Origin of the sequence: Microcoleus sp. T3_A4, assembly GCF_036700465.1 — a bacterium.
In the GTDB taxonomy this organism is placed as follows: domain Bacteria; phylum Cyanobacteriota; class Cyanobacteriia; order Cyanobacteriales; family Microcoleaceae; genus Microcoleus.
This window is the reverse complement of the sequence record NZ_JAUBOY010000010.1, coordinates 1-15,369: the sequence shown is the minus strand read 5'-3', so window position 1 is coordinate 15,369 and position 15,369 is coordinate 1. Positions and strand designations below refer to the sequence as shown.

At 47.9% G+C, this 15,369-nt stretch carries 7 protein-coding genes; 6 read left to right on the top strand and 1 reads right to left on the bottom strand.

Translation table 11 applies throughout. From position 1 onward, the window contains the following. Positions 1–268 precede the first annotated feature (268 nt). Positions 269–4,810 (top strand): response regulator, encoded by a 4,542-nt coding sequence (locus QUA07_RS07690; RefSeq protein WP_333323837.1) that lies wholly within the window; start codon positions 269–271, stop codon positions 4,808–4,810. Positions 4,811–4,940: 130 nt separating this feature from the next. On the opposite strand, the gene QUA07_RS07685 is transcribed toward QUA07_RS07690, so the two are convergent. Next, positions 4,941–6,602 carry a glycosyltransferase family 39 protein gene (locus tag QUA07_RS07685; protein WP_333323835.1) on the bottom strand — a complete coding sequence of 554 codons (1,662 nt, stop codon included), beginning with the start codon at positions 6,600–6,602 and terminating at the stop codon, positions 4,941–4,943. A 74-nt stretch (positions 6,603–6,676) separates the two neighbouring features. On the opposite strand from QUA07_RS07685, the gene QUA07_RS07680 reads away from it, so the two are divergent. From QUA07_RS07680 to QUA07_RS07660, 5 genes are all read left to right on the top strand, one after another. Next, positions 6,677–8,164 (top strand): hypothetical protein, encoded by a 1,488-nt coding sequence (locus QUA07_RS07680; RefSeq protein ID WP_333323833.1) that lies wholly within the window; start codon positions 6,677–6,679, stop codon positions 8,162–8,164. Between the two features lie 68 nt (positions 8,165–8,232). Beyond that, on the top strand, positions 8,233–8,406 hold the full coding sequence (locus QUA07_RS07675) for a hypothetical protein (protein ID WP_333323831.1): 174 nt from the start codon (positions 8,233–8,235) through the stop codon (positions 8,404–8,406). A 118-nt stretch (positions 8,407–8,524) separates the two neighbouring features. After that, the gene (locus tag QUA07_RS07670) at positions 8,525–8,929 is read left to right on the top strand and encodes a hypothetical protein (protein WP_333323829.1); all 405 of its coding nucleotides are present in this window, start codon (positions 8,525–8,527) and stop codon (positions 8,927–8,929) included. 909 nt (positions 8,930–9,838) lie between these two features. Next, positions 9,839–13,432, top strand: coding sequence for a DUF4347 domain-containing protein (locus QUA07_RS07665; protein WP_333323827.1), 3,594 nt, complete (start codon positions 9,839–9,841; stop codon positions 13,430–13,432). A 776-nt stretch (positions 13,433–14,208) separates the two neighbouring features. Continuing rightward, positions 14,209–15,369 (top strand): DUF4347 domain-containing protein (locus QUA07_RS07660; protein ID WP_333323825.1); only part of this gene is annotated, 1,161 nt, incomplete at its 3' end.

Sequence of the window (15,369 nt, the reverse complement as noted above, 5' to 3'; positions counted from 1 at the left end):
TTCGATCGGCGGTTTATGTTGAAGATGCCGATCGTCAGGTTATAACTTGTAGGTCATAGGTTGTAAATAATATGGAACTAAAGCTGTGAAAATACTACACTGACTGTGGGGGGCAACATACCGGATACCTTGGAAATACCAAGGGCTTTGCTTTCGTCAGCCCAGAAAAGTCCAAACACGCAGGCCCTGCGATCGCCAATGCTAAACAACCTACGTCTCAAACCTCTCCTGGCTAGTTGCCTATTAGCACCGTGAGGAGGGCGACGCCATGCAACTCCGAAAAAAAACACTATTAATCATCGGTGCAGCGCTGATCAGCCTGATTGTGGTTCTATATGCCACTGCATCAACTATTTTGCTGCATGATTTTCACAACCTGGAGGCACAGTACGTCCGCCAGGATGTCGCACGGGCTTTGGACGCATTAGATGATGACTTGTCGAATTTAGACACCAGCGCCCAAGATTACGCCGAGTGGGACGATACTTACTCTTTCGTCGAAACACGGAACGAAAAATTTGTCAAGTCAAATTTCGTCGATTCGACATTTATTTACTTGAGACTAAACTTATTGGTGCTGCTGGACTCCAACGGTAAGACGATCTTCAGCAAAGGTTTCGACCTCAAATCCCAAACAGAAATCCCGATTCCCGAAAGCTTTAAACAGCACTTGACCGAGGCACTACTAGACTCATCTACAGTCGAGGGCGATCGCCCCGCAGCCAAAACAGGCGTCCTCACCTTGCCAGAAGCCAGACTGCTGATTGCCGCCAAGCCCATCTTCAACAGCAACGCCCAAGGCCCGTCGCGGGGAACGCTGATCTTGGGACGCTACCTCGACAGCAGCGAAATCGGTTTGCTTTCAGAACTGACTCACCTGTCAGTGGATTTTAGATTGCCGAGTTTAGATTTTAAAGTTGGAGCCGCGAACTACTCCGGGCACAGCGCCAAGGGGCTGGCTCGATCGAGGCAGGAGCTGGAAAATGTCAAACTCAAAATTTCCAACCTCAAATCAGTAGAAATTTTAGTCGAGCCACTCAGCGACAGCTTAGTCGCAGGATACGCCCTGATTCGCGACATCCACGGCAACCTAGCGCTGCTGCTGCGAGTAGAGACAGATCGCATCATCTACGGCCAAGGTCAGGCTACCTTGGAGCTGTTTACCTTATCAATACTGGCAGTAGGTTTAATATTTAGCGCCATCACCCTGCTGTTGCTAGAAAGATTAGTCTTGGCGAGATTGGCTTCCTTGAGCACCAGCGTCAGCAACATCGCAGCCAACGGCGACCCAAGCTTAAGAGTTCAGATGACCGGAGCAGATGAGCTCGCAAGCTTGGCCGACGGCATCAACCGAATGCTAGAAGCATTGGGCAATTCTCAAGTCGAACGTAATGAAAGCGAAGACCGCTATCGGTTGATGGCCGAAAACTCAACCGACATGATCACCAGACACGACCCCACAGGCGTGTTTGTCTACGTCTCGCCCGCCAGCCGGGCTTTACTGGGATACGAACCTTCGGAACTCATCGGCCGCGTCCCCAAGGATTATTTTCACCCCGACGATTTAGAAACCATTGCCAAAGCTCACTGGAAAGTCCTGGCCCTCCCAGTTACTTACACCGTCAGCTACCGTATCCGCCGCAAAGACGGCAAATACATTTGGTTTGAAACCACCGGCCGCACGATCAGTGATCCCCAAACCGGCGAAGTCCAAGAAATTATCGGCATTTCCCGCGACATCAGCGTGCGGAAGCAAACAGAACAAGAACTGCGAGAAAGCGAAGCTGCCATCAAAGCTTTGTACCAAGTAACTTCGGCTCCCCGTACAGACCCGCTCAACCACCTCTCTACCTTTGATTTGCGCCTCCAAGAACTGCTGGGAATGGGATGTCGGCATTTAGGCCTGTCCGTGGGAATTTTGTCCTGCATTCAAGGCGACAACTATCAAATAATGGCTGTTGAGTGTCCCGACGGGTCGATCGTCAAAGACCAAATCTATGATCTGGAAAAAACTTTCTGCGTCGCTACGTCAATGGCAAAAGAACCGATTTACTTTGAGTCGGTGCGATTTTCGGGTTTTTCCTTCAACAGCGACGATCGAGCTTTCCCCATCGAAGCTTACATGGGCATTCCCGTCACGGTGGGAGGTGAAGTTTACGGCACTCTGTGCTTCTTTTCTCCGACTCCTGTGACAGAACCGTTCCGAGCTGTAGACAGAGAGTTGGTGAAACTGATGGCTCAGTGGGTGGGAAGCGAACTCGAACGCCAGCAAACAGACGTAGATTTGGCAAAAGCTCGCGATCAAGCACTGGCAGCTACTAGAGCCAAAAGCGAATTTTTAGCCACCATGAGCCACGAAATTCGCACTCCGATGAATGGAGTCATCGGCATGACCGGTTTGCTGCTGGATACGCCCTTAACTCGCGAACAGCGCGATTTTGTAGAAACTATCCGCAGCAGCGGCGATGCCTTGCTGACGCTGATCAACGATATTCTAGATTTCTCGAAAATTGAGTCGGGCAAATTGGATTTGGAGGAACATCCGTTTGACATCCGCACTTGCATTGAGGAATCTCTAGACTTGGTAGCTGCTAAGGCTGCAGAAAAAAAACTGGAAGTGGGTTACTTGATCGATCGTACTGTACCAGCAACGGCGATCGGCGATAGCACCCGCTTGAGGCAAATTTTAATCAACTTGCTCAGTAATGCTGTTAAATTTACCGACGCTGGAGAAGTGGTGGTTGCTGTGACTGCCAAAAAGATTTCAGTGTCGGCGGCTAACGCTAAAGAACCCCCATTAATTGCTGGCGAATCGGTAGCAATTAACCCAGCATACGAAATACATTTTGCGGTCAAAGATACCGGTATCGGCATTCCGAGCGATCGCATGGATCGGCTATTTAAATCTTTCAGTCAGGTTGATTCTTCAACGAGCCGGCAGTACGGCGGTACCGGATTGGGTTTGGCAATTAGCAAGCGTTTGGCCGAAATGATGGGCGGCCGGATGTGGGTGGAGAGTATGGGTAGTGTCGCGGGCAATCCTCCTGCAGATTTTAGATCATCGGCAGTTTTTGATTTGGGATGGGCAGAATCTTGCGAAATTGCCGAAAAATATGGCTATGGCAAATCTGTACTCAGTAACAAGCCGATCGGCCACAATACGCAATCCGTTGGCTCTACTTTTTATTTTAGTACGATCGTTTCTGGCTGCAAGAATTCCTTACCACTTAACTTGAGCAATTCTCAACCTGAATTAGCTGGCAAGCGAGTCTTAATTGTCGATGACAATGCTACCAACCGCAGAATTTTGACTCTCCAAGCTCAGTCTTGGGGAATGGTGGTTAGGGCTTCAGCTTCGGCTCGTTTGGCTTTAGATTGGCTGGCTGCTAAAGAGATGTTTGACTTGGCAGTTTTGGATATGCAAATGCCGGAAATGGACGGGTTAGCTTTAGCGGCGCAAATTCGCCGATATCCTGATTGCGAAAAGTTGCCGTTAGTGATGCTAACTTCGATCGGCAGGCAAGAAATTAACCCCCCTGCTATGGAGATGGATTTTGCTGCTTTTTTGAATAAACCCATCAAACAATCTCAGCTTTACAATGTTTTAATCAATATTTTTGGAGAACAGACAACGGAATTTAAAGGGCAGCGCACTACCGGGTCTTTCTTGCAAACCATACCCGTGCTGGCGGAGAAATTACCCCTGCGGATTCTGTTGGCTGACGATCATTTGGTGAATCAGAAGGTGGCTTTGCAAATTTTACAGCGGATGGGGTATCGCGCGGATGTTGCGGGAAACGGTATCGAAGTGCTCGAAGCTTTGCGCCGCCAGCCTTACGATGTGGTGCTGATGGATGTGCAAATGCCGGAAATGGACGGACTGGAAACTACCCGCCACATCCGCGAGCAATTTTCAGCAGATTTAACTTTAGAAAATCCCACGGGAGAATCAGAAATTTCCGCAACAGATGAGCAGTCTAATAATCGAAAATCGAAAATCGAAAATCCCAAATTGACTAACGAGGAATCTAACAATCGAAAATCGAAAATCGAAAATCGAAAATCGACTGAGGAATCTAACAATCGAAAATCGAAAATCGAAAATCGAAAATCGACAAGACCTTGGATTGTGGCGATGACGGCAAATGCGATGCAGGGCGATCGCGAAGAGTGTATGGCTGCGGGGATGGACGACTATTTGAGCAAGCCGATCGCAATTGATCAGTTGGTGCGAGCTTTGATCGCGTGTAAATCTCGATCAAACTCCGCATTCGATCGTCTGCAGCCGATCGTTTGTTTGGATGCCCAGGCGGAACAGATCGAAGGAACGAGTGAATTACAAGTGCGATCGAATGTGGCTGTTGCGGGAAATCCACAACTGACAATTTCCAATTCGCACGCAGTCGTCGATGGTGGTGAATCAAATCTCGATCGGGCTTTGTCACATAGCCACGATTCCCTGAGTGCAAAGATTATAGAGGGACTGCGAGAAGTGGAAGCTTTGGACGAGGCGATCGAGATTTACCTCGAAACAGCTCCCGAACTGCTGCGAGGCATCTCTATGGCTCTGTGCAACGCCGATCCGCTGGCTTTGCGGCGATCGGCTCACTCTTTAAAATCGATTAGCGGTACTCTCGGTGCTTTTCGCTTGTATGAGCTGTGCGAGGAACTCGAAATCATGGGCCGCATGGGAACAAATGCTAACCAGCCTTTACCAGATCCGGCCTGCGCGCTTTTAGAAGAGGTTGAGGCCGAGTATCAAAGAGTCGAAACGGCGTTAAAAATAGAAATGCAGTCTGTTGATTGTTAGCGGTTAGATCCTGTTCGATTGATTTCTCATAAATTTAAGTCCACTCCGGGTAAGGCTGTCAATCTGAAGCAACATTAGACACTCGAAAGTTATCTCACCCACTCTAAGGAGGGGACTGTTAACTATTAACTTACTTTTTAGTTACCAAAACCCAATCGTCGGCTGTTTTGACAACCTCAGCATTCTGCAAACGTAAATGTTTTAAAACGGGTTTTTCTAACAGAAAATAAGGTTTAGGAAGAGATTGCCATTTCTTTTTGAGCGTCGGCGCGTCGGCGACAATAACTTGGCGTTGACTGTAAAAATTCAGCGAGGGACGGCCCAAGCGGTGAGAAGTAAACACTTGTTGACCGGCCGGAGTTCCTGTGCGGACAATTTCGGCGATCGGCTTAACGGGATAATCCTCCGCCAGTTCCCAAACCCAGTTATCTGAAGCCACCAATACTAACAGCGTCAGGTAAGTTCCCCAAATTAAAACTAATATAAACTGCCTGTCTTGGCGGTGCAGCAACACGGCCGCCATTGTCATTGTCAAACCTACAAACAGCAGCATTAACTGCAAATCTCGCTCCATCGGCACAATGTATTTCCCAATTTGCACTAAGCCACTGAAGTAAATGCAGCCGACAACACCAACTACACCCAGCAGTGCCAAAATCGCGGGATGAGGCAACAAAGAAATAGCATCAAAACGTTCTTCTGCTTCCTCTTTGAGCGGTTCTGGTGGTAGCCATAGTTGCTCCCAAACTTCAGCGATATAACTGCCAACAGCAAGAGCAAAAGCTGGATAAATTGGCAAAACATACCAGGGCAATTTAGTAGTCATCACAGAAATAGCCAGCAGATATACTCCACTCCAAACCAATACTAATTTTGGCCCGGGAAAATTGCGATTTTCCCAACTCAAACGCAGCCCTTGTAGCCAAAATAACTGCCACGGCCAAGCTAATTTTAAAATTTCTAAAATATAATACCAAGGCGGGCCTTTGTGACTGCTCACAGGTTCCGAAATGCGTCGGAAAGATTCGTTAACTAAATTAGCGTGGATGAAATATTGGCCGTAGTGCAGCCATTGGGCAAAATACCAAGCCACTACTGGCAATGTTCCGATCGCGAATCCGGCCCAAAGATACCCAGAAGTGAGGAGTCGCGGGGTATCCCAAACCAAAAAAATACAGCCCATCCCAGCCAGCAGCAGCCCCAACATCACGCCTTTAGTGAGGCAAATGAGTCCGAACCCAATCCCCGCGCCCAAAGCGTAGCGCAAGTCGCGGCGTGATCTTAACAAACACCACATCGCCGCCAGCAAAAAACACAAAACTGCCCCATCCAACATCGCCAAACGTCCATGCCGCACCACCGGTAACAGCGTCAGATAAACGAGGGCAGAAAAAATGGCGATCGAACGCGGCGGAAACAACTCCCTGCCAATGGCGTAAAGCAGCGGCACTGAAGTGGCTGTCAGCATCGCCGGTACCAACCTCGCCGTCAATTCGCTGACACCGCCTGCTGCAAAACACAGCCCGATTAGCCAGTGTACCAGTGGCGGTTTGTTGAAATAGGGCATAGAGTCGATCGTCGGATACAGCCAATTTAAGTTGCCGCGCCAAATTTCGCGACTTACCTGCGCTGCAATGCCTTCATCCCAATCCCGCAAAGCCACGCCGCCCAGATTCACCCCGAAAATCAGCACTGCAGCCAACAGAAAAGCCAGCATCCACACTTTGTCTGTCAAGCTGTCATTCCAGCGATTTTTCGGTTTGCGGTTCAAGAATGGAAAGATTTCTGACATAAGTTAAGAGAGTTTTGAGCGTCCCAAACTGCAGGTAAACTTAGACAGCAGTTATTTGCGACTAGGAAAATACCATGAACTTGCCTGTAATTATAGATATTATCATTGGCTTAGTCTTTATCTACCTGACTTTAAGCTTGCTAGCTTCGGAAATTCAGGAACTGATTGCTACTGTTTGGCAGTGGCGGGCGGAACATTTAAAGAAGTCGATCGAAGTGCTGATTTCTGGAGGCAGCGAAGGCGCAAAAGATCCCCTGCAACTTAAGAGAGTTGGACAGTTGGCTCATTCGATTTACGCCAATCCGATTATCAAAGATTTGAATCAGGGAGCGAAAGGGCTGTTATCAGAGGGATTCCGCTCTGTTACGCACCGCATGGGGGATTTTTACCACGGAGTTACGGGTACTAAAAATGTTTTCGGCAATAAATCCAGTGGGCCTTCTTATATTCCAGCCGAGTGTTTTTCTGCTAGCCTTTTGGAGACTTTAAAGGTTTCTAGTTTGCTCAGCTCTATCTCTAAAACCCGATTGGAAAGATTTAAGGATTTACAATTAGCCCAAATTAAACAGATTGGACAAAATCTGAGTTTGCCGGATGCTACTAAACCGATTATCGAGCAAGAATTTAGGTGGCTGACTGCGGAGTTCAATCGAGTTGTTGAAGATTATCAAAACAATTTAGCAAGTTTGAACAACAGCTTAGATCGGATGTCAGAAAAGCTAGGATTTTATATTAAGGATTCTCAGGTTTATCTACCAGAAACAGAGCTGGCAGGGAGAGAATTTCAGAGGCAGATGGCATTTGTGAAGGCTCGTTTTGACAGCAGAAATGAGCGGGTGGCGCTGCTAGGGCAACTACAACCGAGTTTCAGCAATCTGTTAAATACTGTTAAAAAAAGTCAAGAGTCGGCAGCAGAAATTATGGAACTCAAAGAGGAGAGTCCGATTTATCAACAAATTCAAGAAACCTTGGACAGTATGCCAGAATCTTTGAAACGCAGCCTTTATATTTTAGCGCAGCGCGCTGAAAAAAGCGGTGGAGATACTCAAGAGCAGTTGCAGCGGTTTCAGAAAGAAATTGAAATTTGGTTTGACCAATCGATGGAGCGTGCTTCTGGTGTTTACAAGCGGAATGCTAGAGGGGTTGCGATTTTGCTCGGAACTGCGATCGCTGTAGCTGCTAATGCTGATAGCATTCATATTATTAATCGGTTGTCGAAGGATTCGATGTTGCGATCGACTGTTAATGTGTACGCTGAGCAGTTGGTGGAAAAAAATGCTAAGACTAAATTAGATAATTTAACAAGTCTGAGAAAAGTTCAAAAGGATGTAGATATAGCTTTGGATGAGGTAGCCCTCCCTTTTGGATGGAGCGAACAGAACAGCTTGGAACGAGATGCCAAGGGGAATTTATTGTGGCTGGCTTTGATTTCCAAATTGTTTGGTTGGATATTAAGCGGCGTAGCTATTTCTATGGGGGCTGCTTTTTGGTTTGAGGCGCTCAACAAGATTATTAATATTCGCAATGCAGGGAAAAAACCGCCATCTTCCACAGAATCTTGAGCGGTGCAGTTGCGAGGCCCATCTACTAAGTGTCATACCCTTTTAGATTTTAGATTTTAGATGGGGGCATGACTGAAGACTATCGAGGTTTGAAGCACCGGCTTACAGTTGGATTCTTTTTTGAAAGTGGGATCACGGATAGGATACCGGATCGATCGGTAATTTGGCGTTTGCCGGAAGTCAGGGAAAACACGCAGAATATAAATTCCGTGCGATCGCGGATGGCAGTGCTGCAGAAATAGGGGAAACTAATAGATAGGTTAAATAAGAATGGGCGAAATAAACAAGGTCGCTGGCAGTTTCAGAAGCTCTGACTCCAAGGCTGTATCTACCGCTAAACACACTTTTGGAGGACGGAATATGTTAACTTCTTTCAGGGAAACGACTCCCGCCTCGGAATACGCAGATCCCCCATCCCAAAGCTTTGTATTCAATGACTCCAGCATCAATGAAGGTGGATATTTTGTTTCCAGAATTTTGGCTGGGGAATCTGAGTGCATCGAGAAAATCACCTCCGCACTTCAAAAATCTGCCTCTATCCTTAGAGAGATTGACAAATTTGGCTCGACTTCTGGCGGCAGCTCGAACCAAGTGCAATTAGGCTTTGTTATCCTCAGTTCAGATTACCTGGAACCATACAAAAGTCAATTGTCAAAATCGCATACCTCTATGACTCAAAACAACGGACTTGGTTCGTGTTATGCCGATCAATATAGTGGTACACTCAGCAACGGCGGTGGGAGCGATCGACTGTTTGCTAATTAAGGAGAGTAATTTAATGGAGGGTATCGAACCTACCGAGAGCGACTGAACCCGAATACAATTTTAATTAGGGAGGCAGGCGCGATCGCAATCAACGATTTCGATCTGACTAAATCAGCAATCATCTCAATTCGCGCTGAATAACTTGAATCACTTTTGCAGTGAGGATGGCAGTCCTCACAGTGTCGGTAGCACCCCATAAGCCAATTGATTTCCAGCCATAGGTTCCACTTAATATTAGATCGTTTTGACCGCAAGCATCCAGGATACAAGCCCCCGGATTGATCAGTAGAGAAATAAAAAACCTGTATCCGATGAAACTTGCCCCCGAATTTATCCGTGGTGTCAATGCTTCAATTCTAAAATCTAAAATCGATTGACTGTTAGTAAATGCAACCAAACGTCCTGGTAATCAGTATTTAGGTGTACCGCCCACCTAGCAGCTTCAAAGCATATAGAATTCTTCAAAATCTACATAATTCAGTTTTCCCTTGGATGAAATACAGCTAGGGAAACTCTAGTGCATTGTGCCTCTACGTAAAATATCACAATCAAATAAAAACTACTCAATATAATTAAGAGGAGTTATTCTGGGGGAAATTACCTCCACCCTTTCCGACTACCTGAAATCAGGCTACTTTTAGCCAAATAATGTCGCAAAAATTTGATGGTACAACCTAGATTGATTTATTTAAATCTGCAATATAAATATTGTAATATCTTCCCATCGGTAGAGGTCATGATTTTCATTATGATCAATAGATAAAATGTAAATGTGGCTCAAAATAAATCAACAAAAATATTTTTAAAATGATGCCATTTCCAAATTAGGTGTTAAGATATAATCAAATAAGTCTGATGAGATTACTCCGGGGTGTATCTACTAATAATGCCCTTAATGGAGTCTCCAATATGAGTTCTACATTCGCTCAAGTTAACTCACAATCTGCTTTTGAAAAAGTGCCACTGCGCTCCTTAGTCTTCATTGACTCCAGCGTGGAAGATTACGAGTCACTTACAGCGGGAGTGCTGCCGGGACAGCAGGTAGTAATACTCGATCGCACCAAAAACGGCATCGAACAAATCAGCTCTGAAATTGAAAAATACGCCTCTACTAACGGGGCGATAGACTCGGTTCACATTATTTCTCACGGCAATTCTGGCAGCCTACAACTCGGCAATACTGCTCTGGGTTCAGATAACATAGAGCAATACAAAAGCCAGTTGGAAAAGTGGCAAACTTCACTAGCCCCACAAGCAGACATCATGCTTTACGGCTGCGATGTAGCAGGCGGTACAGGTGCTAATTTCGTCGATCGCTTCAGTCAATTAACCGGGGCTGACGTTGCGGCATCCACCAACACAACCGGCAGCGGCGGCGACTGGAATTTAGAATTTGCTTCTGGCCAAATTGAATCTCCCTTAGCCTTGCAGGCCGATGCGATGGCAAGTTACCAAGGTAATTTAGCTACGATCGTAGTAGCCAACAATAGCGATAGCGGGCCCGGTTCATTAAGAGCTGCGATCGCCACCGCTGTTGCAGGGGATACAATTACCTTCGCTCCAGGTTTAGCCAGCCAAACCATTACCCTCACCAGCGGTCAACTCGATATTCCCGTTGGCAAAAACATCACGATTGACGGCGCCGCCGCACCCGGTTTAACTATCAGTGGTAACAACGCATCCCGCGCCTTTTTTGTCAATGCCAACGTTGCGACTGCTACCACTTTTGCGGTCAAAAACCTGATTATTACTAACGGCAAAACGGCTGATCGAGGTGGCGCGATCGGCACAACCGACGAAGTAAACCTCACAGTAGAAAACGTTCAGTTCAACAACAACGTCGCCGATCAAGGCGGTGGCGCAATTTTCGGTAATTTCAACAATACCCTGACTGTTACCAACAGTAAATTCAATGGCAACGTGGCTACCGCAGCTAACGATGAACGTGGTGCAGGTGCGATCGGCTTTTTGAGTTTCAAAACTTTTACAGTCACCAACAGCGACTTCACCAACAACAAAGGAATTAACGGCGGGGCAATTAACAGCCTTCAAGGTAAGCTGACAATTGACAACTCTCGATTCATCGGCAACGACACCACAGCAGCCACTTTCGCCACAGGGCAGCCCAATTCTTTCTTAAGAGGTTTCGGCGGCGCACTTTATACCGATCGAGCCAGCAATCCGAGCGAAGCTTCCGGCACAATTAAGATTACCAATAGCGTATTTCAAGACAATAAAGGTCGAGGTGAAGGAGGCGCAGCTTATCTGTTCACCGGCAGCCAAGACAAAGTTATTTTGGAAAAGAGCACCTTCCAAAATAACGAAATTCTGGCGCTACCCGGTGGAAACCCTGGAAACGGTGGTGGGGTAACGATTTTGAGCGACAGCACCAACCAGGGATTGACCATTACCAGCACCACCTTTGCGGGTAACAAAGCCGGCAATCAAGGTGGCGGCCTGTGGACACGCAATGCCCCTGCTACGATTACTAACAGTACGTTTTCTGGCAACTCCACGGCGTTTGCTGCTGGTGATTTCAACAAACTCGGCGGTGCAATGACTCTTGGTGCACCCACAACCATTCTCAACACGACGATCGCCGATAATTCTGCAGGCTGGGTTGGTGGAGGTATCTTCGCCGATGCCAATAATGTCACCCTCAAAAACACGATTCTTTCCAACAATACAGCGGCTAACGGAGGAAACCCTTGGGGCATTCAGCAACACGCCACCGCCCAATATAGCGATCAAGGAGGGAATTTTCAGTGGCCGGTGATTGACACCGATACCAAGGTGACGACAAGTGTGACGATCGCAGACCCCTTACTTGGCCCTTTGCAAACCCTCAACGGCGCTTTAGTCAGGCCGCTGCTGATAGGAAGTCCGGCAATTGATAAAGGGGTTGCCACCGGCGCACCCACTACGGATCAGCGCGGCGTGACTCGCCCTCAAGATGGCGACAGCATTCCAGGTGCGATCGTGGACAGCGGCTCTTTTGAATTGGGAGGTAGTGTCGTCCCAGTGCCAACTCCCACACCCGCGCCGGCGCCAACTCCCACACCCGCGCCAGTGCCAACTCCCACACCCGCGCCGGCGCCAACTCCCACACCCGCGCCGATCCCAACTCCCACACCCGCGCCGGCGCCAACTCCCACACCCGCGCCGGTCCCGACTGAGACTCCGACTCCGGCGCCAACTCCCACACCCGCGCCGGCGCCAACTCCCACGCCCGAACCGGTCCCAACTCCCACACCCGCGCCGGTCCCGACTGAGACTCCGACTCCGGCGCCAACTCCCACACCCGAACCGGTGCCAACTCCCACGCCCGAACCGGCGCCAAGTCCCACGCCCGCGCCGGTCCCGACTGAGACTCCGACTCCGGCGCCAACTCCCACGCCCGAACCGGTGCCAACTCCCACGCCCGAACCGGTGCCAACTCCCACGCCCGAACCGGTGCCAACTCCCACGCCTGCGCCGACTCCGCCGCCAACACCAACTCCCGCACCGACTCCTACTCCGGCCTCGGATGATTCCCTACTCGATAGCCTCAACGCCCCGCAACTAGATCCTGCCACCATCACCCCCAACCCCGTCCAACAAACTATCAACGGCGCCGAGGATACCGATTTCATCATGGGCGGTGTCATCAACGAGTCAATTAACGGACAAGCCGCCAACGATACTCTCTACGGCATGGGCGGCAATGACAACATCCAAGGCGGCGCAGATAACGACTCAATCTTCGGCAATGAAGGCAGCGATTTCATCTCTGGCGACGCTGGCAACGATACCATCTACGCTGGCAAAGATAATGACACTGTTGTTGGTGGTGAGGGCGACGACTTTTTGAGGGGAGATCTCGCCAATGATACAGTTGCCGGCGGCGGTGGCAACGACACGCTTTTTGGTGGCAAAGATGACGATATCTTACTCGGTGAAGATGGTGACGACTACATTTTAGGCAACTTAGGAAATGACACAATTAATGCTGGAAACGGCAACGATATTGCCTTTGGCAATGAAGGTGGAGACCTGATTTTTGGCGACATCGGCAATGATACCCTGTACGGCGGCAAAGAAAACGACAGTCTCGATGGCGGTGAGGGCAACGACTTGCTGTTGGGCGGCAATGAAAACGATGTGCTGTTCGGCGACACCGATAACGATACGCTTTACGGCGGTAAGGGTAATGATATTCTCAGCGGCGGTGCTGGGGACGATTTCCTTTCCGGGGATATGGGGGACGATACTTTGACTGGTGGTTCGGGAAATGATGTGTTTTTCCTCAATCAAAGTTCGGGTAGCGACATCATTAATGATTTCCGCAAGGGAGAGGATTTAATTGGGTTGAATTCTGGTTTGAGTTTCAATCAACTCAGTATTACTTCCAGCAACAATCAAACTTTGATTACTGTGACGGACACCAATCAATTGTTGGCGAAGCTTAACAATATTACCCCCGGTATTCTCACTGCTAGCGATTTCACTCAGGTAACAATCTAACTGCCTGGGGTAGGGTGCGCTATAAGCAGCCAGCCCGCTTAGAAGTGGTGAAGATAGCTCCCAAACTCCTGAAATTTGGTGGATGACGTTAGCGCAGCCCGCCCCTAGGGGGGCTACGCCAACGAATAGGAGCTATCTGATTCTTTTCAACTGCGATCGGTAATAAATCTTGTTTATTGCCGATCGCCCACACCTAGAATGAGGCACATCCGTCTATTGCAATCCTGAGCTGGCTAGCCATAAGTAGCGCCCGAATAAAGCCAGCTTTCTCAACACTAAATGTCAGATTTTTGGGAACTTTTTTCCAGATAGTAAAAAAGTTAAATTAATCAAAATTTTAGGAAATTTTCCTGGTTTTATCTAATGTGAATGTATCAGGTACTAGCTAGAGCAATTCTCAGGAATTCCGAAGTCCAGAAAATCTTTTCTGGATTTTACCTGACCAAGGCTTCCCAATGGTTTGATGCACTACTTATCTGGCTAAGGACGTGCATGGCAAATCTACATATAGAGGTTCCCCGTGTCCGACTATTTACATTACATCCTCTGCTGCATTTAATTGCTAAAAAAATCTCAATTTTCACCCAGATTAAACTGATTATGGAGACCAGTATCGGATTTCACTTAGGGATAAAATTAAAGTTTTTCCCTAAACTTTAATCTCCCCGATGGATCACCGAGGTTTTAATTCTGCCTTCTGCCTTTTGTATCTCTAGCCTTCTGCTTTCAAGGTGAATCTACCAGCAAATAGCAAACATTCTCATAGGGTATGCGAAATGAACTCAACTTTTGCCAGTATTGATTCACAATCTGCGAGCCGCAATTCTCGTTCTAAATCTATTGTCTTCATTGATTCCGAGTTAGATGACTATCAAACTCTTACGGGTGGCGTGCTTCCCGGTGCAGAGATCATCATTTTAGATAAAAATGGTAACGGAGTCGAGCAAATTACTGCGAAACTGCAAACAATTTCTGCTGCGGGGCGAACTGTAGACCAAGTTCACGTTTTTTCTCACGGCAATTCTGGCAGCTTGCAGCTAGGTTGTACGACGTTGAATTTGGATAATTTACCACAATATGAAAGTCAGTTGCAAGGGTGGCGAAATGCGCTAAGCGACAAAGCAGATATTGTGCTTTATGGTTGCGATGTTGCTGCGGGTTCGGGAAGCGATTTTGTCGATCGCCTGGGCGAGTTAACAGGGGCTGATATTGCGGCATCTAGCGATCGCACTGGTCGCGGTGGTAACTGGAATTTGGAGTTTGCCAAGGGTGATATTGAAGCACCGCTAGCCTTGACTCCAGAGGCAATGGCGAATTATCAAGGGACTTTAGCGACGATCACCGTTACTAACAATAATGATAGCGGGCCCGGTTCATTGAGAGATGCGATCGCCTCCGCAGCAGCCGGCGATACCATTCAATTTGCCTCGACTCTGGCCAGCCAAACAATTACCCTCACTTCTGGTCAACTTGTCATCAACAAAAACTTGACAATTGATGCAGTTGATGCAGCGAATTTAACCATCAGTGGCAACAATACTTCGCGGGTAATCCGCACAGAGAGTGCAACAAATGTTACTCTAAAAAACCTGATTATTGCCAACGGCAAAGTTTCTGGAACCGATCAGAATAATGAGGCAACTAGCGCCGGTGGTGGCATTCAAACAGGAGGTAGCAGCACTTTAACTTTAGAAAATAGCCAAGTCAATAATAATGTTGCCGGTTTTGGTGGCGGCATTTACACGGGTTTCCGCAGCACGACGACTGTAATTAACAGCAAGTTTAGCGGCAATGATGGTTCACTAGCGGATAATACCGAACGTGGTGGCGGTGCGATCGCAACTAAAAGCGGCGGTGTTTTGACTATCAGAGATAGCGAATTTACCAACAACAAAGGCAGCTACGGCGGAGCTGTTAATAACCTGTTGGGCAGCATG